Source organism: Micromonospora parva, from assembly GCF_040649675.1.
Lineage (GTDB): Bacteria > Actinomycetota > Actinomycetes > Mycobacteriales > Micromonosporaceae > Micromonospora > Micromonospora parva.
This window is the reverse complement of the sequence record NZ_JBEZFX010000009.1, coordinates 137261-161824: the sequence shown is the minus strand read 5'-3', so window position 1 is coordinate 161824 and position 24564 is coordinate 137261. Positions and strand designations below refer to the sequence as shown.

20 protein-coding genes are annotated in these 24564 nt (G+C 71.9%); 11 read left to right on the top strand and 9 right to left on the bottom strand.

What is annotated here, in order from left to right:
- The gene (locus tag AB0C03_RS23140) at positions 1-1233 is read right to left on the bottom strand and encodes a putative sodium/potassium/calcium exchanger (RefSeq protein WP_357638789.1); all 1233 of its coding nucleotides are present in this window, start codon (positions 1231-1233) and stop codon (positions 1-3) included.
- Positions 1234-1825: 592 nt separating this feature from the next.
- On the opposite strand from AB0C03_RS23140, the gene AB0C03_RS23135 reads away from it, so the two are divergent.
- Complete coding sequence (locus AB0C03_RS23135) at positions 1826-3604, top strand: glycoside hydrolase family 6 protein (RefSeq protein WP_030333258.1); 1779 nt, start codon at positions 1826-1828, stop codon at positions 3602-3604.
- 119 nt (positions 3605-3723) lie between these two features.
- Here AB0C03_RS23135 and AB0C03_RS23130 read toward each other — a convergent pair whose 3' ends face one another.
- From AB0C03_RS23130 to AB0C03_RS23110, 5 genes are all read right to left on the bottom strand, one after another.
- On the bottom strand, positions 3724-4110 hold the full coding sequence (locus tag AB0C03_RS23130; protein ID WP_030333260.1) for a hypothetical protein: 387 nt from the start codon (positions 4108-4110) through the stop codon (positions 3724-3726).
- A gap of 118 nt (positions 4111-4228) precedes the next feature.
- Entirely contained in the window at positions 4229-4537 is a 309-nt protein-coding gene (locus tag AB0C03_RS23125) for a hypothetical protein (protein ID WP_210865986.1), read from the bottom strand.
- 16 nt (positions 4538-4553) lie between these two features.
- On the bottom strand, positions 4554-6212 hold the full coding sequence (locus tag AB0C03_RS23120) for a sodium:solute symporter family protein (protein ID WP_210862199.1): 1659 nt from the start codon (positions 6210-6212) through the stop codon (positions 4554-4556).
- Between the two features lie 197 nt (positions 6213-6409).
- A complete protein-coding gene (locus tag AB0C03_RS23115; RefSeq protein ID WP_357638785.1) occupies positions 6410-7489 on the bottom strand; it encodes a hypothetical protein in 1080 nt (359 codons plus the stop codon).
- Between the two features lie 11 nt (positions 7490-7500).
- Entirely contained in the window at positions 7501-8094 is a 594-nt protein-coding gene (locus tag AB0C03_RS23110) for a hypothetical protein (protein WP_030333264.1), read from the bottom strand.
- A 317-nt stretch (positions 8095-8411) separates the two neighbouring features.
- Here AB0C03_RS23110 and AB0C03_RS23105 point away from each other — a divergent pair, with 317 nt between their 5' ends.
- The 7 genes from AB0C03_RS23105 (at position 8412) to AB0C03_RS23075 (ending at position 16919) form a co-directional block, all read left to right on the top strand.
- The gene (locus AB0C03_RS23105; RefSeq protein WP_030333265.1) at positions 8412-10802 is read left to right on the top strand and encodes a sensor histidine kinase; all 2391 of its coding nucleotides are present in this window, start codon (positions 8412-8414) and stop codon (positions 10800-10802) included.
- A complete protein-coding gene (locus AB0C03_RS23100; protein WP_030333266.1) occupies positions 10802-11224 on the top strand; it encodes a roadblock/LC7 domain-containing protein in 423 nt (140 codons plus the stop codon). The genes AB0C03_RS23105 and AB0C03_RS23100 overlap by 1 nt, the downstream gene beginning before the upstream one ends.
- On the top strand, positions 11214-11600 hold the full coding sequence (locus AB0C03_RS23095; RefSeq protein ID WP_210862248.1) for a DUF742 domain-containing protein: 387 nt from the start codon (positions 11214-11216) through the stop codon (positions 11598-11600). The genes AB0C03_RS23100 and AB0C03_RS23095 overlap by 11 nt, the downstream gene beginning before the upstream one ends.
- Entirely contained in the window at positions 11581-12183 is a 603-nt protein-coding gene (locus tag AB0C03_RS23090; protein ID WP_124771228.1) for a GTP-binding protein, read from the top strand. Before AB0C03_RS23095 ends, AB0C03_RS23090 begins: the two co-directional genes overlap by 20 nt.
- An 87-nt stretch (positions 12184-12270) precedes the next feature.
- Positions 12271-13308 carry a lactonase family protein gene (locus tag AB0C03_RS23085; RefSeq protein WP_357638782.1) on the top strand — a complete coding sequence of 346 codons (1038 nt, stop codon included), beginning with the start codon at positions 12271-12273 and terminating at the stop codon, positions 13306-13308.
- Positions 13309-13465: 157 nt separating this feature from the next.
- The gene (locus tag AB0C03_RS23080; protein ID WP_210865989.1) at positions 13466-15220 is read left to right on the top strand and encodes a substrate-binding domain-containing protein; all 1755 of its coding nucleotides are present in this window, start codon (positions 13466-13468) and stop codon (positions 15218-15220) included.
- 217 nt (positions 15221-15437) lie between these two features.
- On the top strand, positions 15438-16919 hold the full coding sequence (locus AB0C03_RS23075; RefSeq protein ID WP_030333273.1) for a sugar transferase: 1482 nt from the start codon (positions 15438-15440) through the stop codon (positions 16917-16919).
- A 7-nt stretch (positions 16920-16926) separates the two neighbouring features.
- Here AB0C03_RS23075 and AB0C03_RS23070 read toward each other — a convergent pair whose 3' ends face one another.
- Complete coding sequence (locus AB0C03_RS23070; protein WP_357638780.1) at positions 16927-18057, bottom strand: PP2C family protein-serine/threonine phosphatase; 1131 nt, start codon at positions 18055-18057, stop codon at positions 16927-16929.
- 58 nt (positions 18058-18115) lie between these two features.
- Between AB0C03_RS23070 and AB0C03_RS23065 the strand changes: the two genes are divergently transcribed.
- Positions 18116-18781, top strand: coding sequence for a MarR family winged helix-turn-helix transcriptional regulator (locus AB0C03_RS23065; protein WP_245233658.1), 666 nt, complete (start codon positions 18116-18118; stop codon positions 18779-18781).
- A 69-nt stretch (positions 18782-18850) separates the two neighbouring features.
- Here AB0C03_RS23065 and AB0C03_RS23060 read toward each other — a convergent pair whose 3' ends face one another.
- Together AB0C03_RS23060 and AB0C03_RS23055 are read right to left on the bottom strand one after the other, a co-directional pair.
- Entirely contained in the window at positions 18851-20461 is a 1611-nt protein-coding gene (locus AB0C03_RS23060) for a SpoIIE family protein phosphatase (RefSeq protein WP_357638778.1), read from the bottom strand.
- Positions 20462-20581: 120 nt separating this feature from the next.
- The gene (locus tag AB0C03_RS23055) at positions 20582-21820 is read right to left on the bottom strand and encodes an ROK family transcriptional regulator (protein WP_030333282.1); all 1239 of its coding nucleotides are present in this window, start codon (positions 21818-21820) and stop codon (positions 20582-20584) included.
- 78 nt (positions 21821-21898) lie between these two features.
- Here AB0C03_RS23055 and xylA point away from each other — a divergent pair, with 78 nt between their 5' ends.
- Both xylA and xylB read left to right on the top strand, forming a co-directional pair.
- Entirely contained in the window at positions 21899-23086 is a 1188-nt protein-coding gene (gene xylA / locus AB0C03_RS23050; RefSeq protein WP_030333283.1) for a xylose isomerase, read from the top strand.
- Between the two features lie 9 nt (positions 23087-23095).
- Positions 23096-24523, top strand: a complete 1428-nt coding sequence (gene xylB / locus AB0C03_RS23045) for a xylulokinase (RefSeq protein ID WP_030333285.1) — start codon at positions 23096-23098, stop codon at positions 24521-24523.
- Positions 24524-24564: the final 41 nt, after the last annotated feature.

Sequence of the window (24564 nt, the reverse complement as noted above, 5' to 3'; positions counted from 1 at the left end):
TCAGACGAGCGAACCATCGGTCCGCCGACGACGCATCAGCACGATCCCGCCCAGCGCGGCAGCGCCGAGCAGGCCCGCCCCACCAGTGGCCAGACCCCGGTCGGTGCCGGTGCTGACGCCGCCGTCACCGCCGTCGACACCGCCGTGCGGCAGCACGACCAGCTCGCCCTCGCCGCAGGAGCCCTTGAGCTCGTAGCGACCCGGCTTGGCGTCCTTGTCGACAGTGGCTTCGCCGTAGTAGACGAACTCGCGCTCCTTCTTCCAGTCACGCTCGTCCGAGCCGCGCTCGTCCTTGCCGTAACCGCCGCGCTCGTCCGAGCCGTACTCGGAGCCGTGCTCGTCCTTGGACTCCCAGCCCTTGTCGGAGCCGTATTCCGAGCCGTGCTCGTCCTTGGACTCCCAGCCCTTGTCGGAGCCGTATTCCGAGCCGTGCTCGTCCTTGGACTCCCAGCCCTTGTCCGAGCCGTATTCCGAGCCGTGCTCGTCCTTGGACTCCCAGCCCTTGTCCGAGCCGTACTCGGAGCCGTGCTCGTCCTTGGACTCCCAGCCCTTGTCGGAGCCGTACTCGGAGCCGTGCTCGTCCTTGGACTCCCAGCCCTTGTCGGAGCCGTACTCGGAGCCGTGCTCGTCCTTCGACTCCCAGTCCTTCTTGTCACGGCTGTCTTCGGCGTCCTGGCCGTGCTCCTCGCCCTTCCAGTCCTTGCCGTTCTCGTCGCCGTAGGCGTCGGCGGCAGCGCCGGCACCCTGGCCGCCCTTGTCGTCCTTGCCCTTGTCGTCCTTGCCGTGCTCGTCCTTGCCGTTCTCGTCCTTGCCCTCGTGGTCCTTGCCCTTGTCGTCCTTGCCCTTGTCGTCCTTGCCGTGCTCGTCCTTGCCGTTCTCGTCCTTGCCCTCGTGGTCCTTGCCGTGTTCGTCCTTGCCGTGTTCGTCCTTGCCCTTGTCGTGGTCGGAGGAGTTCTCCCCCTCGCGCCAGTCGCGGTCCTCACCCCGGTCCTCACGCGCCGGCTTGAGCTTGACCTTGCCGGTGACCTTGGACCACACGTACGCGTGCTCCTGGCGATCCGGGCAGATCTCGAGGAGCTTGACCTCGTCGCCGGCCTTCACGACGTGCGGCTTGGCGTAGACCTTGCCATCGTCGTGGCCGTCGGCGAACGCGATCCCCGGTGCGAACACCAGGAGCGACGCGCCGCCGAGCGCGGCGCCCGCAACGACCTTCCCGAGCATCTTCTTAGCCATGACCTGCGTCACTCCATCCCTGTTGTCCTGAGCCCGGCGACAACCGAGCTAAGACCGACGTTAGACGGTTTCATGACTTATGAAGTGAAAGATTCGCGTTTTGACCTTTGTTCCGGTAAGAGGCGAAGGGGTGGTACGCGGCTTTCGGCGCGCTGAGTGTGGCGTCAGGCGGGCCGTGACCCGGTAGGCGCGCTCGCGGCGTTCGGAGCACGTCGTGCTCGCCCCGCCCAGTCATCCGGTACCGGCGGCTGCGGCCGCACCGTGCCGCTAAGGCGCGGTCGGGGGGTATCGTCCGGAACGGCTCCGGCGACGCATCGAGCCATTGCCATGGAAGCGCTCCCATGCAAGAATCGGCGAACGCGGTTCAGAGAGCCACACCGTGCAGGCAGGCAGTCGAGGGCACCCGTTCATCGGGCGACATGCCGCCGCCGATCGACCGGCCGCATCGGGTCGGGCACCACCACCATCGCCCGTCCGGGTCGGGCGCCCCCGAAGAATCCCGTTGGCGCCGACGGTCGTCCGTGCAGGACGCCCATCGGGCCGTCCCGCCGGGCCGTACCTGGGCCCGGTCTCGCCCAAGGAGATCAGTGGCATGAATGTGTGGAGAAGGCTAACCGGCCCACGCCGGGCCCTCGCGCTCGCCGGCGCGGGTGCCCTGGTCGCCGGTGGGCTCGTAACGATTCCGGTCACCGCGGCGCAGGCCGCGACGCAGTGCGATATCGCGTACACGAGCAACGACTGGCAGGGCGGCTTCACCGCGAACATCACCATCAAGAACGTCGGTGACCCGCTGAACGGCTGGACGCTGGGCTGGACCTTCCCCAACTCCAGCCAGCGGGTGCAGCAGGGCTGGTCGGCCACGTTCACCCAGTCCGGCAGCCAGGTCACCGCCCAGAGCCTGTCCTACAACGGCACCCTGGCCACCGGCGCGTCGACGAGCATCGGCTTCAACGGCGCGTGGAGCGGCAGCAACCCGAAGCCGACCTCGTTCACCCTGAACGGCGTGGTCTGCAACGGTGGCACCACCCCGCCGACCACGCCCCCGCCGACCGACCCGCCGCCCACTGACCCGCCGCCGACCGACCCGCCGCCCACCACCAACCCGCCGCCCGGCACCAAGGTCGACAACCCCTACGTCGGGGTGCGCGGTTACGTGAACCCGGAGTGGAAGGCCAAGGCGGACGCCGAGCCCGGCGGAAGCCGGGTCTCCAACAACCCCACCGCCGTCTGGCTGGACCGGATCGCCGCGATCAACGGCACGCCGGACAGCAGCTCCAACGGTGCCTTCGGGGTGAAGGACCACCTGGACGAGGCGCTGCGCCAGGGCGCCGGTTACATCCAGTTCGTGATCTACAACCTGCCCGGCCGGGACTGCTCCGCGCTCGCCTCCAACGGTGAGCTGGGCCCGGACGAGCTGCCCAAGTACAAGGCCCAGTACATCGACCCGATCGCCGCGATCCAGGGCGACTCGAAGTACAGCAGCCTGCGGATCATCAACATCATCGAGATCGACTCGCTGCCGAACCTGGTGACCAACACCTCCGGCCAGCCTGGCGGCACGGTCATGTGTGACACGGTCAAGGCCAACGGTGCCTACGTCAACGGTGTCGGCTACGCCCTCGCCAAGCTGGGCTCGATCGGCAACGTCTACAACTACATCGACGCCGGTCACCACGGCTGGCTCGGCTGGGACTCCAACTTCGGCCCGAGCGCCGAGATCCTGAAGACCGCCGCGGTCGCCTCCGGCAGCACGGTCAACAACGTGCACGGGTTCATCACGAACACCGCGAACTACTCGGCGCTGCAGGAGCCGTACTTCAAGGTCACCGACAACGTGAACGGCCAGACGGTGCGGCAGTCCAAGTGGGTCGACTGGAACTTCTACGTCGACGAGCTGTCGTTCGCCCAGGCGTTCCGGACCAAGCTGGTCTCGTTGGGCTTCAACTCGAACATCGGCATGCTGATCGACACCTCCCGCAACGGATGGGGTGGCTCCGCGCGGCCCACCGGACCGGGTGCCATGACGAGCGTCGACACCTACGTCAACGGTGGCCGGGTCGACCGACGCCTGCACCTCGGCAACTGGTGCAACCAGGCCGGTGCCGGTCTTGGTGAGCGGCCGCGGGCCAACCCGGCGACGGGGATCGACGCCTACGTCTGGGTGAAGCCGCCGGGTGAGTCGGACGGCTCCAGCAAGGAGATCCCGAACAACGAGGGCAAGGGCTTCGACCGGATGTGCGACCCGACGTACGGCGGCAACGCCCGCAACGGCAACAACCCGTCCGGGGCGCTGGGCGACGCGCCGATCTCCGGTGCGTGGTTCTCCGCCCAGTTCCAGGAGCTCATGCGCAACGCCTACCCGGCGCTCTGATCGGGTAGCTCACGCACCAACCCGCTGCCAGTGGTTGGTGAGGCACTGTTGGCAGCAGGTTCCCCCCGGGTCCCCGGCCCGACCGTCACAGGTCGGGTCGGGGACCCCCCTCGCCCCGGTCAGGGCACCGTGCGTTCGATCGCCGCCCGACCCTGCTCAGCCAGGTCACGGCGGGCCCTGTCCAGGTTCTCCGGCGTCAGGTCCTGGCCGCGGGCCATCACCAGGTCCTCCGGCTCCCACTGCTGTTCGCCGCCGGTGCGGATGTTGTCCCCGCCAGCGCCGGTGCCCGTCCCGGTCGCCCCGGTGCCGGCAGCGTACGGATCGCCGATCAGATCGTCGGTGTCCGGTGCCAGATCGTCTGGTCGGTTGCGGGGTTCGGCGAAGCTCGGCGTGTCCCGGTCGGGGCCACCTCCGGTCCGCAGTTGCGGCACGGTGGCGTCATCATCCACCGCCGAGGCCACCTCGGGGCTGTCCTCCAACGGCGGTTGGCGATCGCGATCGGTCATCGTGCTGCCTCCTGTGTCCGACACGGTGCCTGATTTCCTCACGTACCCCTTCGTGTCGCGCTCATGCCGGGCGGCCCGGCCGTCAGGCGCCGGGCTGGTGCTCGGTGGGGGCGGCGGGTCAGGCCTCGGGCTGGTGCTCGTTGGGGGTCGGCGGCTCCGCCGGGCGCAACCACTGCCAGAGCAGCATGAGCAGGCCGAAGACGAGCATCGCCAGCCCGGCCCACAGGTTGATCCGGACGCCCTCTGCCTTGTCGATCTCGGCCCGGCTGTCGAAGATGCCGATCAGCGTCACGATGATCCCGTACGCGACGAAGAGACCACCGATCACCCGGCGGATGTCGAACAGCCGGGCCGCGGCGGAGCGCCGCTGCTCCTCCTGCGTCTCGTCGATCAGCGGGTCCTGTGCCGGCTGGCCGTCGTTGCTCATCTGCCGACCCCTTTCCTCAGAAGACCGGGATGTAGAAGAGGGCGGCCAGCGCGACCGCGATCAGACCGAGCAGCACCGGGGAGCGGTACCAGACGGCGTCCCCGGCGAGCACGTCGCCCTTCAGGTCGACGCCGCCCATGCCGTACACCAGCCCGCGCAGTTCCTCGTCGCGCTTGGGCGAGGTGAGCGGGGTGATGATCGCCGCGACCACCACCGCGGTGACGAACGCCAGACCGGCGCCCCAGAAGCTCTCCTCCAGGTCGGAGTTGAAATCGACCACACCGCCCTTGTAGAGCAGGTAGAGGCTCAGCGACACCAGGGTGCCCAGCAGCAGTGACCAGAAGCCGGCCAGGGCGGTCATCCGCTTCCAGAACATGCCGATGATGAAGGTGGCGAACAGCGGCGCGTTGAAGACGGAGAAGAGCGCCTGGATGTAGTTCATGATGTTGCTGAACCCGGCCGCGATGAATGCGGTGCCGATCCCGATCACCACGGCGGCGACCGTCGCCCACCGGCCGACCCGCAGGTAGTACTCGTCCGAGCGGTCCCGGCGGATGTACGCCTGCCAGATGTCGTAGGTGAAGACGGTGTTGAAGCCGCTCACGTTGGCCGCCATGCCCGCCATGAACGAGGCGAGCAGGCCGGTGACCGCCACCCCGAGCACGCCGTTGGGGAGCAGGTCGCGCATCAGCAGCGGGATGGCGTTGTTGTACTGGAGGTCGCCGCTCTCCGCGCCGAGGCCCTTCACGGTGACCAGGGCCACCAGGCCGGGGATGACCGTGACCAGGGGAATGAACAGCTTCGGGTACGCGGCGATGATCGGCGTACGCCGGGCGGCGCTCATGTTCTTCGCCGAAAGGGCACGCTGCACCTCGGCGAAGTTCGTCGTCCAGTAGCCGAACGAGAGCACGAAGCCGAGGCCGAAGACGATGCCGATCCAGTGCGCGCCGAGCGGGTTGGCCGTGCTGCCGGTGTCCTGCCACGCGTGCAGGCCCGCCTCTCCGAGTTTGGTGTCGGCGACCGCGTCCATGAGGCCGTTCCACCCGCCGACCTTGACCAGGCCGATCACCGTGACCGGAATGAGGCCGGCGAGGATGACGAAGAACTGGAGCACCTCGTTGTAGATCGCCCCGGACAGGCCGCCGATGGTGATGTACGCCAGGACGATCGCCGCCCCGACCACGATCGCCGTCCAGAGCGGCCAGCCGAGCAGCGCCTGCATGACGAGGGCCAACGCGTAGAGGTTCACGCCGGCGATCAGCACCTGGGCGACGGCGAAGCTGAGCGCGTTGAGCAGGTGGGTGGGGCGGTTGAATCGCAGCCGCAGGTATTCGGGGACGCTGCGGACCTTGGAGCCGTAGTAGAAGGGCATCATCACGATGCCCAGGAAGACCATCGCCGGGACCGCGCCGATCCAGTAGTAGTGGACCGTCATCACGCCGTACTGGGCCCCGTTCGCGGCCATTCCGATGATCTCCAACGCGCCCAGGTTCGCCGAGACGAAGGCGAGACCGGTCACCCAGGCCGGCAGGGAGCGGCCGGAGAGGAAGAAGTCGACGCTGGTCCGGATGGCCCGTCGGGCGGCGAAGCCGACCCCGAGGACGGTGACGAAGTACAGCGCCAGAATCAGGTAGTCCAGGCCGTTCATGTTGAGCCGGAGACCGTCGCCGTCCATCCCGCCACCCCTCGTCCCGACGTCCGCGCTGGTTGCCGCGCGCCCTATTACCCCGCCTGCGCGGTTTCACGCCTGGAGGTGGGAACCGTCCTGTTCCACCCCGGTCGAGCGGTCTGGGGGCGCCCGGGCGCCGACCAGCGCGCGCAAGAGGGCGCCCCGGCCGTCAGGGCCGGGGCGCCGCCTGTTTGCGGGGTGGGTCAGCGACCGAGGACGCGGTCCAGGAAGTCCCGGTAGTTGCGGACCGCCATGCGCAGCTGCTCGGTGTCGGCCGAGCCGGCGTCCTGCCACCCGCCCAGCGTGGTCTTCTGCGCGGCCAGTGCCGAGGAGAGGGCCTGGATGGCCTCCTCCACCAGCGACTGCGCCTCGCCGGCAGCCGCCTTCGGGTCGTCGACGAAACGCAGCTGCACGTCCCGCCAACGGTCCCGGAAGCTCTGCGCGGTGTCCGGTTCGAGGAGCGTGGCCGGCCCGGCCGCGACAGTCGACCCGGCGGGTCGGGATGTTCCGGCGGCCGCCAGCGTGGGGCTGGTGTCGTCGCCGGGGACCGGTTCGCCGTCCGCGTCCGGGTCGACCATCTCCGGTGTGGCGCTGCCGTAGCCGGCCGCGCCCGCCGCGGCGGCCTCCCGATCGCCGGTCAGATCGCCGCGTCGCTCGGGGTCGCCGTTCGTGCTCCCCGGCGGGACGACGGTCCGCGCTGACGTGTCCGCGTCGGCGCGGTCGTCGACGTCGCTGCGGTTGTCGACGTCGGTGCTGTCGACGTCAGTGCTGTCGACGTCGACGTCCGAGTCGCGGCGGTGCAGCTCGGCGGTCGGGTCGGCGCGCAGACCCTCCCGCTCGCCATCCTCGGCGCCGTCGCCCGGCTGGGCGGTCCGCTCGGCCCGGGGGTCCGGCTGGTCCTGCGGGCGCGGGCTGGCCAGCGCGGAGGCGGCCACCGCGTCGGCGACAGTGGTGGCGCCGAACGTGGTCGGCAGCGGCCCCGGCTCGTGGAAACCGCCCTCGTCGGTGGAGCGGTCGTCGCGTCCGTGGCGTGGGTCGGAGTCGTCGGTCAGCTCGTCGTCGGCCGGGTCGTACGCGCCATCCCGGTCGGTGTCGTCGGCCCGGTCGGTGTCGTCGGTCCGGTCGTGGACGGTGCTTTGGCCGTCGAAGGTGCCCCGGTCGTCGAGGGCGTCCTCAGGGACGTCGGAGCGGCCGGACCGGTCGCCGGCCGGGGGTACCGGCACGGGCGCGGACCGCACGGCCTCCGGGTGGTCGTTGCTCACCTGCTGCTCTTCCTGGCGCATCGGTGGCCTCCTCAGCGGCTCGTGGTGTCGTGGTCCGGGTGGTGGCGCTGCTCGGGCGTCTGCTGGCCGACCGGCTCCTCGCCCAGCAGGTCGGCGAAGAGTGCGCGGTAGTGCACAACCGCCTGCCGCAGCTCCTCGGTGTTGGCCTCGCCCCGGGAGTTGCGCAGGTGGATCTCGTGCGCGTCCCGGTAGTTGGTGAGGGTGCGGGCGTGCTCGACGGAGAGGTGGGCGATCTGGTCGGAGAAGTCACCGGTCGGGTAGCCCTGCTCTTCGATGAGCCGCGTGACCAGTTCGTCCGCGTCGCCCACGGTCTCGCCGGGGGAGTCGATGAAGCGGACCTGAAGTTCCTCCCAGGCGGCGGCGTACCGCGCCCGGGACTCCGGGGTGAGTGGGGTGAGCGTGAGCTCGGCATGCCGGCGTTCCCGGTCGCGCAGTTCGCGCTCGGCGGCGGACCGGCTGTCCTGCTCCGCCACCACCCGGTCGTACTCCGGGCCGAACCGGTTGCGGAGCGCGCGACGGTTGGTGAGCGAGCGGGCGGCCACGGCCAGCACCGCGACGATCACCAGCACGACGAGCACGATGACGACTATCTGCGTGGACGACATGGGCTCCTCCTTCGTCATCTGGTATTCCCTCCGCGCAGTGATCGCCAATCCCGATCCGAGACACTTTCCTGACGAGGCCCCAACTGCCCCACCTGCCAGAATCTGACTCGTTCCAGAAAAGTGGGATTCGGACCACGCCCGCGCACATCCCGGAGCGTCGATGTCGGCGCGACAGGCGGTAGTGCAACAGCTCTCGATTACGTATCCTGCCCAAGGCGCCCGCGCCGGTGCCCGACGAACGGCCGGGCGCGCAGCCGGCCGGAGCGTTGCCCGGCGGTGCCGGCGCCCCTCCTGCCACCCTGTACGGGCGAGGTCTGATGAAAACCCGCGACTGGCCGATCCGCTCGAAGCTGACCGCGTTGGTCGTCGCGCCGGTGACCGCGCTCCTGGCGTTGTGGATCTTCGCGACCTCCCTGACCTTCGGTCCCGCCCTGAACCTGCTCTCCGCCCGCACCCTCCTGTACGACCTGGGTCGCCCCGGCGAGGCGGTGGTCACCGAGCTGCAACGGGAACGCCGGCTCTCGGTGGTGCAGCTCGCCGGCGACGCCGAGCTGCCCGCCCTCGCCGAGCAGCGCGGGCGCACCGACCGGGCGGTCGCCGAGCTGCGCCGCCGGGTGGACGGCGAACCCCTGCGCGACGCCGCTGACGACCTGCTGGAAACCCGGATCGACCAGCTCATCACCGCCCTGGCAGCGCTGCCCAGCGGGCGGACGTTCATCGACGACCGCAAGGTGGACCGGGCCGGCGCGCTCAACCTGTACAGCGGCATGGTCTCCGCGGCCTTTCAGGCGTTCGCCGGCATGGCGACCCTGACCGACCCGGGAATCAACCGGCAGGCCCTGGCGCTCACCGCGCTGGGCCGCTCCCGGGAGCTGCTCGGCCAGAGCGACGCGCTGCTGGCCGGCGCGCTGACCGCCGGACGGTTCGCCGAGGGGGAGCACACCCAGCTCGTCCAGGCCATCGGCAACCAACGGTGGCTCACCGAGAGCGCCGTGGCCGACCTGCCCGAGAGCAGCCGGGTCGCGTACCAACGACTGACCGAGGGCGAGGCGTTCACCCGGCTGCGCGCCATGCAGGACGCGCTGGTCGTACCCAGCCGGTCCGGCCGACCGGCGGTCGACGCGGCGGCCTGGCAGGCCAGCCAGGACGCGGTGCAGCAGCAGCTGCGGGACTTCGAGCTGTCCGAGGCGGACGCCCTCACCGACCGTTCGGTGCCGATGGCGGTCCGCATCCTGGTGCGGCTGGCCGCCGCCGGGGTGCTCGGGCTCGTCGCCGTGGTCGTCTCGGTGCTGGTGGCGCTGCGGGTCGGCCGCACCCTGGTCCGGCGGCTCAGCGGCGTCCGCACCGCCGCGCTGGAGCTGGCCGAGCACCGGCTGCCCGACGTGGTGACCCGGCTGCGCCGTGGCGAGCAGGTCGACGTCGCCCGGGAGGCGCCGCCGCTGGAGTACGGCCACGACGAGATCGGCGAGGTCGGGCGCGCCTTCACCGAGGTGCAGCGCACCGCCGTGCAGGCCGCTGTGGACGAGGTCACCCTGCGGCGCGGGCTCAACGAGGTCTTCCTCAACATCGCCCGACGCAGCCAGAGCCTGGTGCACCGTCAGCTGCACCTGCTGGACCGGATGGAGCGGCGCAGCGAGGACCCGGACGAGCTGGCCGAGTTGTTCCAGGTCGACCACCTGGCCACCCGGCTCCGCCGGCACGCCGAGGACCTGGTCATCCTCGCCGGCTCCGCCCCCGGCCGCGGTTGGCGCAACCCGGTCGCGATGGTCGACCTGATCCGTGGCGCGATCTCCGAGGTCGAGGCGTACGAACGGGTGGACATCACCAACGTGCAACCGGCCGGCGTGCTGGGGCGGGCCGTCGGCGATGTCATCCACCTCCTCGCCGAGCTGGTCGAGAACGCCACCGCCTTCTCTCCGCCGGACACCCGGGTCACCGTCACCGGGGCGCAGGTGGCCAACGGGTACGCCCTGGAGATCACCGACCAAGGGCTGGGCATGTCCGACACGGCGCTGGAGACCGCCAACACCCGGCTGGCCAGCTCGCCGGAGTTCGACCCGGCGCAGAGCGCCCGACTCGGCCTGTTCGTGGTGGCCCGGCTGGCGGCCCGGCACGGCGTACGGGTGCGGTTGCGGCCGTCGGGGGAGGGTGGCGTGACCGCCGTGGTGCTGCTCCCCGGCGACCTGATCACCACCGAACCGCCGGCCGGCCCCGACCCGGCCACGCTCGGCGCCGCGTCGGCCGACCCAGGCCGGCGACTGGTGCGGACGGCACGCCGGGGCGCGGTGACCCGACCCCGTACCCGCCCACCGACGGCCCCGACCGGCAGCACGGCCCCGCCGGCCCCGCCCACCGGCGCGCCGACCTCGGTCACCGCGCCGGCCAGCACGCCCGACGAGGGGCCGGCGACCTCCGACGAGCCGGACGACGAGCTGGACGGGCTGCCCCGCCGGGTGCGCCGCCGGACCCCCGCCGCCCAACCCCGGTCGACAGTCGGCGACACGCCGTCACCCCGCTCGCCCGAGGAGGTCCGCCAGGTGATGGCGGCGCTGCAGGCCGGCACGGCGCGCGGCCGTGCCACCGCCGTCACCCCGACGGCACCGCCGTCAACGGGCCCGACGACGCCGACCGGCAGCGCGGTCCCGACGGCACCCACCGACCCGCCGACGAGCCCCGAACCACCGACCGCGACTGAGAGGGACGCCTAGTGCGGCATTCGACGAAGCAGAGCGCCGGCCTCGACTGGTTGCTCGACGAACTGGTGCAACGGGTACCGGCCGCCCGGGAGGCGGTGGTGCTCTCCGCCGACGGCCTGCTGCTCGGCTGCTCGGCCGAGTTGGAACGCTCCGACGCCGAGCACCTCTGTGCGCTCGCCGCCGGGTTCTCCAGCCTGGCCCGCGGCGCCAGCCGGCACGTGGACGGCGGCCCGGTGCGACAGACGGTGGTGGAGATGGAGGCCGCGTACCTCTTCGTCACCACCGCCGGGCAGGGCGCCTGCCTGGCCGTGGTGAGCGACGCCGACGCGGACATCGGGCTGGTCGCGTACGAGATGGCGATGCTGGTGATCCGGGTGGGGGAGAGCCTCGCCGCACCGGCCCGATCGGCAGCGGACGCCGGAGATGCGGACTGAGCCGCCCGGGCCGCAGCACGAGTGGCTGGACGGTGACGCCGGCCCGGTGATGCGCCCGTACACGCTCACCCGGGGCCGGGTACGCTCCGCCGTCGACAATTTCAACCTGGTCGCGTTCGTGGTGGCGGCGGACGTCGACCCGGCGGGTCAGGCGCACCTGCTGCCCGAGCATCGACGGCTCGTCGCGTTGGCCAGCCGGCCGGTGTCGGTGGCCGAACTGGCGGCCGAGTTGGACCTCGCTGTCGGCGTGGTCCGGGTACTGCTCGGTGATCTCCTCGCCGAAGGCCTGGTCGCGGTGCACGAGCCGCCGAAAGCCGGCATCCTTCCCGACGACGACATCCTCAAGGCGGTGGTCAGTGGACTCCGTGCGCTATGACCAGGTGGGCACCAGCACCACCATCCCGCTGGCACTGAAGATCCTCATTGCGGGAGGCTTCGGGGCCGGCAAGACGACCTTGGTGAGCGCCCTGAGCGAGGTCCGTCCGTTGCAGACCGAGGAGGTGCTGACCGGGGCCGGGATCGGCACCGACGACATCTCCGGCGTGGAGGGCAAGTCCACCACCACGGTGGCGATGGACTTCGGCCGGATCACCATCAACGACGACCTGCAGGTCTACCTGTTCGGCACGCCGGGTCAGGACCGGTTCTGGTTCCTCTGGGACGAGCTGGCCTTCGGCGCGCTCGGCGCGGTGGTGCTCGCCGACACCCGGCGACTGGCCGACTGCTTCCCCTCCATCGACTACTTCGAGCAGCGCGGCATCCCGTTCGTGGTGGGCGTGAACTGTTTCGACGGCTCCCGCCGGTTCAACCTGGAGACCGTACGCCGAGCGCTCGACCTGGACCCGGAGGTGCCGATGGTGCTCTGCGACGCCCGGGACCGGCAGTCCGGGAAGATGGTGTTGATCTCTCTGGTGGAGCACGTGGCCCGGCAGCGCGGTGAGCCAGTGCCGGCCGCCTGAGAACCGGGCCGGAAAGCGGGTTAACGGGCGGGCAACGCGGGCACGCTCTGGTTGGATCAACGGAGGATGCCGGCGGAGGAGTGGTACGTGAGCGGTCAGGGTGAGGTCGTCCACATCGGCTGTTACACCGCGCAGAGCGGTGGACGGGGCAGCGGCATCGTCGCCGCACGTCGCGACCCGACGACCGGGGCGCTGACCCCGCTCGGCACGGTGGCGGTCACCCCGTCCCCGTCCTTCCTGGCACGGCACCCCACCCAGCCGGTGCTCTACGCGGTCAACGAGCTGACCGACGGGGAGGTCAGCGCCTGGCAGGTCGGTGCGGACGGCGCGCTGGACCCGCTCGGCAGCCGGTCGACCGGCGGGGCCGAGCCCTGCCACCTGGCGGTGCTGCCCGGCGGCGATCACCTGCTGGCGGCCAACTACGGCAGCGGCAGCATCGCGGTCTTCCCACTCGACCCGCGGGGCGTGCCCGGCGACCGCACCGACCTGGTGGTGCACGAGGGGCACGGCCCCGACCCGGAGCGCCAGGACCACGCCCACGCTCACATGGTCTCGCCGGGACCGGGCCGGGGGCCGATCCTCGCCGTGGATCTCGGCACCGACTCCGTCTACCGGTACGACCTGGACGCGGCGACCGGACGACTGGTGCCGCGTGCGCCGCGGATGCGGACCGCGCCCGGAACCGGTCCCCGGCACCTGGCCCGGCACCCGGACGGACGGCGCTGCTACCTCGTCGGTGAGCTGGACGCCTCGGTCACCGCGTACGAGCTGACCGACGACGGCGCGTTGCACCAACGCGGGCGGGTCGAGGCGAGCGAGCGGGCCGGCCACGTCCAACCGTCGGAGGTCGCTGTCACCCCGGACGGCCGTTTCCTCCACGTCGCCAACCGTGGGGCGGGGACCGTGGCGGTCTTCACCCTGGCCGGGGAGTTGCCCGAGCTGGTGGCCGAAGTGGACACCGGTGGCGAGTGGCCCCGGCACTTCGCCCTGATCGGGGAGCACCTCTACGTCGCCGACGAGCGGGCGGACATGGTGCGGGTGTTCCGGCGCGACGCCGAAACCGGCGTCCCGGAGGCGGTCGGCGAGCCGGTTCCGGTGCCGAGTCCGACGTGCGTTTTGCCCTGAACGATGGTTTAGAGACGTGAGCGCCGCACTCGTTTGGCAACGCCACGAGGCTGCTACATCACTCTGTGTTGCAAAAGAGAGGTCAACTGTTTCTCCTGCGTAACTTTAGTCCGAACGGATGTGGCAGAGACGGCACCTAGTACGCAAGATGGTCACCGTGTCAGCAGGCCGCCATCGCATGCGTTCGAAACTCCACCTAGCCGCCGCCGCCGCAACGGTCGGGGTGCTCGTCGTCACGACGGGCGCGTGGTTCGGCTATCGGGAGTTGATCCAGCCCAGCTGCTCGGGGGAGATCCGGCTCGCCGTGGCGGTCGCCTCCGAACTCGCGCCAGCGGTGGACGCGGCGGCGTCCCAGTGGGTGAAGGACGGCGCGGCGGTAGGCCCGACCTGCATTCGGGTCGACGTTTCCGCGTCCGACCCGGTCGACGTCGCGGCCGTGGTGGCGGCCAAGCACGGCGCGGTGCTCGCCGGCGTGGGGCAGGCCAGCGGCACCGCCGTCAGCCCCGACGTCTGGGTGCCCGACTCCTCGACCTGGCTGCTGCGGTTGAAGAAGGACGCGACGGCGTTCGCTCCGACCAACGGCGCGTCCATCGCGCGCAGCCCGATCGTCGTCGCGATGCCCGAGCCGATCGCCACCCGGCTCGGCTGGCCGGACAAGAAGTTCAACTGGACCGACCTGCTCAAGCAGGTCAACAGCAGCACGCCGCTGCGGACCGGGATCGTCGAGCCGACCCGCGACGCGGCGGGCCTGTCCGGACTGCTCTCGCTGACCGCCGCCGCCAGCGCGGCCGGCGGCGACGCCCAGCGCAACACCGTCGGCGCGCTGCGCGCACTGGCCACCGGCCGCTCCTCGCTCCGCAACGACCTGCTGGCCCGTTTCCCCACTGCCAACGACTCCACGTCCATCGCCAGTGGTCTCGGTGCGGCAGCCCTGTCCGAAGAAGACGTGATCGCGTACAACAGCAAGAAGCCGCCGGTGCCGCTCGCCGCGCTCTACATGGAGCCGGCGCCGATGCCGCTGGACTACCCGTACGCGGTGCTGCCCGGCATCGAGCCGAGCAAGGCGTCGGCGGCCAAGGTGCTGTTCGAACTGCTCACCAGCCCGACCTTCCGTAACCGGCTCGCCGCGCAGTCGCTGCGTGCGCCGGACGGCAACTGGGGCGAGGGTTTCAAGGCGCCGCAGGGTGCGCCGAGCCCGGCCGGCGGCGCGCCCACCGCACCGGCGAACGGCGGCACCGCAGCGGGTGGCCTGGACCCGGCCGCCATCCAGCGGGTCGTCTCCAGCTGGTCGATCGCCACCCAGTCCGGTCGGATGCTCGCCGTCATCGACGTCTCCGGCTCGATGAAGGAGCCGGTGCCCTCCGCCAACAACCGCAGCCGGGAGGAGGTCACTGTCGACGCGGCCCGTCGTGGCCTCAGCCTCTTCGACGACTCCTGGTCGATCGGTCTGTGGACCTTCTCCACCCAGCTCGTCGGCAACCGGGACTACCGGGAGCTGGTCCCGATCGGCCCGCTCTCCGGCCAGCGCGGCCAGTTGGAGGGCGCGCTCGCGACCATCAAGCCCTCCAGCGGCGACACCGGCCTCTACGACACGATGTTTGCCGCGTACCAGGCGGTCCAGGAAAACTGGCAGCCCGGCCGGGTCAACTCGATCGTGCTGTTCACCGACGGCAAGAACGAGGACGACAACGGTCTCAACCAGCAGCAGCTGCTCGGCAAGCTCAAGCAGGCCGCCGACCCGGAGCGGCCGGTCCAGGTCATCATGATCGGTATCGGTGAGGGCGTCAGCAAGGCGGAGCTGGAGTCGATCACCAAGGTGACCGGTGGCGACGTCTTCGTCACGAAGGATCCGAGCGAGATCGGCAGCATCTTCCTCAGCGCCATCGCGCGGCGCCCGCCAGCACCGCGCTGATCCGACGCTCAGCGGTCGGGGAGCCTGCCACACCCGTCGATCCGGTGTGGCAGGCCCCTTTTCGGCCCGCCAGTTGTTGAAGAAAAGTGACGGCAATACGTCGGAAGCAATCGGCAGTCATAGTTGTCAGGGCAGGATGTCGACTGTTCCGGCATGGTCGGTCCGCCTCCGGTCCGACCCGTTGGCCGGGGCCATCCTGTACAGAGTGGGAGGGCCGGTGAGCGTGGCGACACTGTTGACCCCCGCCACGTCGGCGGAGCCCGATGGTCAACGCACCGGGCTGCTGGCACGAGCCGACGAACGGTCCTACGTCCGGGTGCTGGTGGTGCTGGACACCACCATCCTCATCATCGCGTTGCTGATCGGGTACGTCACCCGTTTCGGTGAGGGCGAGCCGACCGGCTCGGAGATCCCGTACGTGCTGGTCGCCCCCGGGTTGGTGCTGGCCTGGCTGATCTCGCTCAAGGCCCTCGGCTGCTACGACGACCGGGTGATCGGCTACGGGGCGGACGAGTACCGGCGGGTCAGCTCCGCCAGCCTGCGCCTGGCCGGGGCGATCGCCATCATCGGCTACATCGCCGACGTCGGAGTCTCCCGGGGCTTCCTGGGCATCTCCTTTGCGGTGGGCACGGTCGGGCTGGAGGTGGCCCGGTTCGCCGCCCGCAAGCGGCTGCACCGGGCCCGCTCGCTCGGCGCCGGCTGGTCCCGGAAGGTGCTGGTGGTCGGCGACACCGCCCACGTGTTGGAGTTGGTCCACACGTTGCGTCGCGAGCCGTACGCCGGTTACCAGGTGGTGGGCGCCTGCATCCCGGACGCGCTGCTCGCGCCGGTGGCGCAGCGGCTGGGTGACGTGCCGGTGGTGGGGTCGTTCCGGGGCATCCCGGAGGCCGCCACCGCGATCGGCGCGGACACCGTCGCGGTGACCGCCTCGGGTGAGCTGACCGCGACCCGGCTGCGTCGCCTCGGCTGGCAGTTGGAGGGGACCGGCGTCGACCTGGTCGTGGCACCCGCGCTGACCGACGTCGCCGGCCCGCGGATCCACACCCGCCCGGTCGCCGGACTGCCGCTGATCCACGTCGAGGCCCCCGAGTTCCGCGGCGTTCGCAAACTGGTGAAGGGTTTCGTCGACAGGTCCGTCTCGTCGCTGGCGCTGGCGGTGCTGCTGCCGCTCATCGCGTTCATCGCCCTGGCCATCAAACTGGACAGCCGGGGTCCGGTGCTGTTCCGGCAGGTCCGGGTTGGCCGGGGCGGGCAGGAGTTCGGCGTGTTCAAGTTCCGCACCATGGTGGTGAACGCGGACGCGCTGCTCGCCGAGTTGGCCGCCCGCAACGAGACCGACGGCCTGATGTTCAAGATGCGCCACGACCCCCGGGTGACCCGCGTCGGCCGGCTGCTGCGCAAATGGTCACTGGACGAGCTGCCGCAACTGGTCAACGTGCTGCTGGGGCAGATGAGCCTGGTCGGGCCGCGCCCGCCGCTGCCCTCGGAGGTGGCCCGCTACGACGGTGACGTGGCCCGGCGGCTGCTGGTCAAGCCCGGCATGACCGGCCTGTGGCAGGTCAGTGGCCGCTCCGACCTGAGCTGGGAGGACGGCATCCGGCTCGACCTCTACTACGTGGAGAACTGGTCCCTCACCGCCGACCTCACCATCCTCTGGAAGACCTTCGGCGCGGTGCTGAACGGCCGCGGAGCGTACTGACCACAGGTCACGGTTGCGGGCCGGTCCAGTCCAGGCAGACGACCACCGCGTCGTCGACCAGGTCACCGGCCACGAACGCGCGCAGATCACCGATCAGCGACCGGACCGCGTCCAGCGGTGCCATCGGCCCGGTCCGCCGTAGGAACCGGTCCAGTGCCGTCTCGCCGTAGCGCATGTGCTGACCGGTGGCCTCCACCACCCCGTCGCTGACCACGAAGACCCGGTCGCCGAGTTCCAGGGGGAACTTCTGCTCGTGGTAGTCGGTCGCCTCGAACATGCCCAGCGGAAACTGCGCCTCCAGCGGCTGCTCGCTGACCTCGCCGCCGCGGAGCAGGACCAGTCGGGGCGACCCGGCGTCCACCACTGTCATCATCCCGGAGCGCAGGTCCAGCTCCATCAGCAACGCCGACAGGTGCTGCTCGCCCCGGTACAGGTCGTAGATGGCCTGATCGGCGAGGGCGGCCTGGTCGGCCAGGCTCAGCCCGGCCCGTCGCGCGTTGCGCAGCGCGTGGGTGGCCAGGGAGGTGAGCAGGGAGGCGGCCACGCCCTCACCGGTGCCGTTGATGGTGGACAACCAGAGCCGCTCCCCGTCGTCAGACCAGTCGAAGCCGTCGCCGCGCACGGCGTACGCCGGCTCCAACTGCCCGGCCAGGCTGAACGAGGGACGGATCCGGCTGCGGCCGGGAAGCAGCTCCCACTGCATCTCGGCGGCCAGGGTGAGGCGTTGGGTGCGCCGAGCCGCCCGGTAGACGTCGGTGCCGGCGGAGACCGCCGCCACCTCGTGCGCGAGCGCGGTGGCGACCTCGGCCAGCGCGTTGACGACCTCCTGGTCGTCCGGCACGGGCGACAGGCGCAGCACCCCTCGGCGCTCGCCGCGCATGGTGACCGGCATCCAGGCGACGCCGTCGGTCAGTAGCGGCGACTGGTGGTCGAAGGCGCGCCAGGCGGGGTGCCCGGGGCTCGTGATCGAGTCACCGTCGGTGAGTGGCAGCAACTCCGCGAGCCGGTAGTCGACCTGGTACAGCTCAACGTCGGTGATCCCGTACGACCCGGCGAGCACGTCCCCGATTCCACCGACGAGCCGGTCAGCTGGTGTCTCGTTCAGGGCACGTCGTACCCGATCGACCGGTTTGCTCATCGTCACTCCCTCGCTGAAAGCTCGACCACCAGTGGGTTCGGAGTACTCTCGGGCCACCATGGCCGAACTGAACCGTCCGACGGACCCCGAGACGAGTATGGCTGCCGCGCTGGACGCGGCGGCCGCTGCCCTGCTCGGGATCTGGGAATCTGCCCGGGAGGGGACCGCCAACCGGGTCTCCGGTGCCCAACTACGGGCAGTGATGGTGGTGGAGCAGGCCGACGGGATCAACCTGCGTCGGCTCGCCACCCGACTCGACATGCTGCTCAGCTCCGCCAGCCGCCTCTGCGACCGGCTGGTCGCCGCCGGCATGCTGGAGCGCGAGCCGGGCCGCTTCGACCGGCGGGAGATCTCGCTGCACCTCACCCCGGAGGCCCGCCGGCTCCTCGCCGAGCTACGGGCCAACCGCCGGGCCCAACTCGACGCCGTGCTGACCGGGATGAGCCGGGAGGGCCGCGACGCGCTGCTGCGCGGAATGCGGGAGTTCGACGAGACCGCGCGCCGCCAGCAGGAGCAGCGGCCGGCGACGCCCGGGGAGCCGCCGGGCCCGGGGGACTGGCCGGACGGCCCGGACCAGCCCGGTGGGCGGTCGGGGGACTGGTCGGTCGATTCGGCGCGGCAGACCCGTGGGTTGTGGGCGGGCGCCGCTGGCGGTCCGGATCCGACGGCCGGCAGCACCCGGGAGTGGCCGGCCGGCGACCCGCCGGTGGCACGTACCGCCTGACCAGGCCGGTCGGTCGCCGTCGGTCAGGCCGGTCGGTCGCCGTCGGTCAGGCCGGTCGGTCGCCGTCGGTCAGGCCGGCGTCGACGCGCCCACGGCCAGCATCGCGATGTCGTCGTGGGCCTGCCCGTCCAGCCAGTCGTCGACCTCCCGCAGCACCCGGTCGATCAGCGCGGCCGGTGGCTGCCCGGCCGCCGCCACGAGCGCGGCCCGCAGCCGGGCCTCACCGAACATCGCCGTGTCGCGCGGTCCGCGCGCCTCGGTCACCCCATCGGTGTACGCGAGCAACACGTCGCCGGGATCGAGGTGCACCCTCGCCTCGGCGAACCGGGCGGCGGTCAGCGCCCCCACCGGCATGCCACCGACCGGGACGGTGGTGACAGTGCCGTCGGCGGTGACCAGCAGTGGCGCCGGGTGCCCTCCGCCGGCGATCCGGATGTCCAGTCCGGTGGGCCCGCGGTCCAGGGAACCGAGCAGCACTGTGGTGAACTGGCTGCGACGCGCGGCGTCCGGCGCGTCGAACAGCGCCTGGTTGAGCAGGCGAATCAGCTCCAGGGGGCGTCGCTCGACGAGCCGCAGCGTCTGCAACGACTGGCGAACCCGGCCGGTCAGCACGGCGGCGCCCACGCCCTTGCCGCACACGTCGCCGAGCGCGAACAGGGCGCCCTCGGGGTGCGGGAACACCTCGTAGAAGTCCCCGCCGATGCGCAGGGTGTCGCCAGCTGCCCGGTAGCCGCCGGCCATCGTCACGCCGGGCACGGCGGGCAGCTCGGGCGGGAGCAGACTGCTCTGCAGCACCTGGGCCAGGTGGGCCTGCTCACTGTGCAGGTCGGCGGTGGCCAGCGCGGCACCCGCGCGGGCGGCGAACTCCCGGGCCAGCTCCACGTCGCGTGGTTCGAAACCGGCCCGCCCGGGCCGACGGATGAGCAGAAGGGCGCCGGTCGACTCGCTGGCGTTCAGCAGAGGGCTGGCCAGCACCGCCCCCGGGGGGCCGAACCCGGGCGGCAGCAGGTCGGCCAGGTCGGTGAGCGGGGCGTCCGACCAGCGGCCCGGCTCGGCGCGGTCGCCGGCCAGCGCCTCGGCGAGACCAGGCACGGCGCTGGCCAGCGCGGGACCGGCCAGCCCGGTGACCGGGGCCGGATCACCGTCGGCGTACCGGATCCACCTGGCGTGTGGCTCGGCCGGCGCTGTCGGTCGGGGCAGTGCCACGGCGACGTCGGCCAGGTAGGGGACGGCGAGCGTGGTGGCGAACAGGAGGACCTGGTCCCGGTGCAGGGCCAGCGCCAGCCGGCTGCCGGCCTGGGCGAGGAACGCGGTGCGGGAGCGTTCGGCGAGCAGGGCGTCGGCGCGGGCGTGCTCCTCGGTGACGTCGCGGACATACCACGCCCACCGGGAGCCGGCGAGTTGGCGCCGGACGCCACGCAGTCGCCGGCCGTGGTGGTCGGCGTCGAAGCGGTCGGCGCCGGTGACGACCGCCCGGGCCAGGGCCGCCACCGGGCAGTCGGCCAGCCCGGTGCCGGCCTCGATCTCCGGGAGCAGCTCGGCCGCCATGGCGTTGACCAGGGTGACCAGGCCGGTCCGGTCCGTCGTCAGCACGGCCTCGGCGAGCCCGTCGAGCAGTTCGCGGGCCAACCGGTCGTCGGCCGGCAGCGGGGTGTCGCCGGGTTGCCGGGTCGTGGTCACCGCCGGACGCCAGCTCGCGTCTGGCGACGTGTGCGCATGCTGCTTCTCGACTCCTCACCGGGGATCGTTGCCTGAGTGCAAGGGTACCGATCCGTGCCGACGGGGGCGCGGGGGCGGCGATCAGCCGGAGCGTGCCAGCCAGCCGGCGGGCTGGGCGATGATCCGGCGGGCCACCGAGCCGGCGGCTCCCACCGCTGCGGCTTCCGCACCGAGCGTCGACGGCCGGACCGTTACCGGCGACCAGGCGGCGGTGAGCACCCGGGCGTCGATCTCGGCGAGGACCGGGGGGCACAACCAGGGTGCGAGCGCGGCGTAACCGCCACCGAGCACCACGGTGTCCAGGTCGAGCAGGTTGACGACACCGGCCACCGCGACGCCGAGCGCCGTTCCGGCCTCGTGCAGCGCCCGCAGCGCGTCGGCGTCGCCGGCCTCGGCCAACTCGGCCAACCGGGCGGTCGCGGTGTCCGCGGGAAGCTCCGCCCGGGCCAGCCCGGCGGCGGACACGATCGCCTCCTGGCCGGCGTACTGCTCCAGGCAGCCCTGCCCGCCGCAGCGGCACGGACGGCCCTCGGGGTGGACCGGGAGGTGCCCGATCTCACCGCTCCACCCGCGTACGCCGCGGAACAGCGCGCCGTCCAGCACGATGCCGGCGCCGATGCCCACCTCCCCGGAGATGTGCAGGAAGCTGGACGGGCCGGGTGGTTGCGAGTGCAGCTCGCCGAGCGCGGCGAGGTTGGCCTCGTTGTCCACCGTCAACGCGGGGACCCCGGGCACCTGCTCGACCAGCGGAGGGTGCTCGGCGAGCAGCGCGGGCACCGGCACGTCGGACCATCCGAGGTTCGGCGCGAGCCGGACCAGCCCGTCGTCGTCCACCAGGCCGGGCACCGCGAGCGCGGCCCCGACCAGGGTGAGGCCCTGGTGGGCGGCGTCGTCGCGGGCTGCCCCGGCCATCTCGACCAGGTGGGCCAGGGCGTCGGCGGGGGCCACCGGACGCAGGTCGGCCCGGTGCACGGTGCGGTGCCGCACCTGGCCGGTGAGGTCCACCACGCAGACCGCCAGGTAGTCGACGTTGACCTCCAGGCCGAGCCCGGCCGGCCCCTGTTCGGCCAGGACCAGCCCGCGCGCCGGGCGGCCGGCGCCCGAGCGGGGCGCGGGGTCGGACTCACTGACCAGCCGACCGCCGAGCAGGTCCTCGACGACAGCGGAGACGGTGGCTCTGGTCAGGCCGGTGGCGGTCGCCAGGTCGGCTCGGGAGGGGGGTCGGTCGGCCGCGGCGATCCGACCGAGGACCAGGGCGAGGTTGAGCTCGCGCAGACTGCCCTGACGGACTGCGCCGGCCGGGGCGTGGGTGAGGCTCACCCCTTGACAGTGCCATAGGGTGGGCAAATAATTCAATCGCTGAACAAATACCTGACACCACCACCCCGGAGGTCGCTCATGGCACCCCGTCCCACCCCCGCCGACAAGTTCTCCTTCGGGCTCTGGACCGTGGGCTGGCAGGCCCGCGACCCGTTCGGTGACGCCACCCGCCCCGAGCTGGACGCGGTCGAGGCCGTCCACCGGCTCGCCGAGCTGGGCGCGTACGGCATCACCTTCCACGACGACGACCTGATCCCGTTCGGCGCCGACGCGGCTTCCCGTGACCAGCACATCGCCCGGTTCCGCAAGGCCCTCGACGAGACCGGCCTGGTGGTGCCGATGGTCACCACCAACCTCTTCACCCACCCGATCTTCAAGGACGGCGGCTTCACCAGCAACGACCGCGACGTCCGCCGCTTCGCGCTGCGCAAGGTGCTGCGCCAGGTCGACCTGGCCGCCGAGCTGGGTGCGGGCACCTTCGTCATGTGGGGTGGCCGCGAGGGCTCCGAGTACGACCTCGCCAAGGACGTCCAGGCCGCCCTGGACCGCTACCGCGAGGCCGTCAACCTGCTCACCCAGTACGTCATCGACAAGGGCTACAACCTGCGGTTCGCGCTGGAGCCCAAGCCCAACGAGCCGCGCGGCGACATCCTGCTGCCCACCATCGGGCACGCGCTCGGCTTCATCTCCCAGTTGGAGCACCCGGAGATGGTCGGCCTCAACCCGGAGGTCGGGCACGAGCAGATGGCCGGGCTCAACTACGCCCACGGCATCGCCCAGGCGCTCTGGCAGGGCAAGCTGTTCCACCTGGACCTGAACGGCCAGCGCGGCATCAAGTACGACCAGGACCTGGTCTTCGGCCACGGTGACCTGATGAACGCGTTCGCCCTGGTGGACCTCCTGGAGAACGGTGGCCCGAACGGCGGGCCGACCTACGACGGTCCCCGGCACTTCGACTACAAGCCGTCGCGTACCGAGGACATGGACGGGGTGTGGGCGTCCGCGGCGGCCAACATGAGCACGTACCTGCTGCTCAAGGAGCGCGCGGCGGCGTTCCGTGCCGACCCCGAGGTGATCGAGGCGCTCGCCGCCAGCAAGGTCGGCGAGCTGAGCACGCCGACGCTCGGCGACGGCGAGGGCTACGAGGAGTTCCTGGCCGACCGGTCCGCGTTCGAGGATGTCGACGTGGACGCTGTCGCCGCCCGGGGCTTCGCCTTCGTCCGGCTCAACCAGCTCGCCGTCGAGCACCTGCTCGGCGCCCGCTGAGGCCCCGCCATGCCGTTGGTCGCAGGCGTTGACTCGTCCACCCAGTCCTGCAAGGTGGTGATCCGGGACGCGGAGACCGGTGCCCTGCTCCGGCAGGGCCGGGCACCGCACCCGGACGGCACGGAGGTCGACCCGGAAGCCTGGTGGCAGGCGCTGCGCAGCGCCGCCGACCAGGCCGGCGGGTTCGCCGACGTGGCGGCGATCTCCGTCGCCGGCCAGCAGCACGGCATGGTGTGTCTCGACGAGGACGGCCGGGTGGTCCGCCCGGCGCTGCTGTGGAACGACACCCGATCCGCCGACGCCGCCGCCGATCTCATCGAGGAGGCCGGCGGCGGCGCGGCCGGGCGCCGGTTCTGGGCCGAGGCGACCGGCAGCGTTCCGGTGGCCAGCTTCACCCTGACCAAACTGCGGTGGTTGGCCAGTCACGAGCCGGAGCTGGCGGCCCGGGTGGCCGCCGTCTGCCTGCCGCACGACTGGTTGACCTGGCGGCTGGCCGGCGCACCGGGGTTGGGCGCGCTGCGTACCGACCGGGGCGACGCCAGCGGCACCAGCTACTGGTCGCCGGCCACCGATGACTACCGACTGGACCTGCTGGAGCAGGGCTTCGGTCGGCGGTTGGTGGTGCCCGAGGTGCTCGGTCCGGCGGAGTCGGCGGGAAAGCTCGCCGACGACCTGGGCGGGTCGGGTGGGGCGCTGCTCGGTGCGGGCACCGGGGACAACGCCGCTGCCGCGCTCGGTGTCGGTGCCGGGCCGGGTGACGTGATCGTCTCGATCGGCACCTCCGGCACCGTGTTCAGCGTCGCGGACGTGCCGGCGGGCGACGAGAGCGGCGCGGTGGCGGGCTTCGCCGACGCGTCAGGTCGTTTCCTGCCGCTGGTCGCCACGCTCAACGCCGCCCGGGTGCTGGACGCCGCCGCCGCGATGCTCGGCGTCAACCTCGACGAGCTGGCCCAGCTGGCGCTCTCCGCCCCCGCCGGGGCGGACGGGCTGGTCATGGTGCCGTACCTGGAAGGTGAGCGGACGCCGAACCGGCCGCTCGCCACCGGCGCGGTGCACGGGCTGACCCTGCGCACCTCGACCCCGGCGCACCTGGCGCGGGCCGCCGTGGAGGGCATGCTCTGCGCGCTCGCCGACGGCCTGGACGCGTTGATCGCGCAGGGTGCCGTCGCCCGCCGGGTCATCCTGATCGGCGGCGGAGCCCGGTCGGCCGCGGTCCGTCAGATCGCCCCGCAGGTCTTCGGCTGCCCGGTCGTCGTCCCGCCGGCCGGCGAGTACGTCGCCGACGGGGCCGCCCGACAGGCCGCCTGGGTCGCCCTGGGCGGTGCCGCGCCGCCGACCTGGGCGGTCGAGGGCACCGAGGAGTACGCGGCAGCGGCGGTTCCCGCCGTCCGCGACCAGTACGCCGCGGCCCGCGGGTTGGTGCTCGACCGACGCTGAGCGTCGCGATCTGTGCGGGTGGCCGCCGGTCGACGGTGACC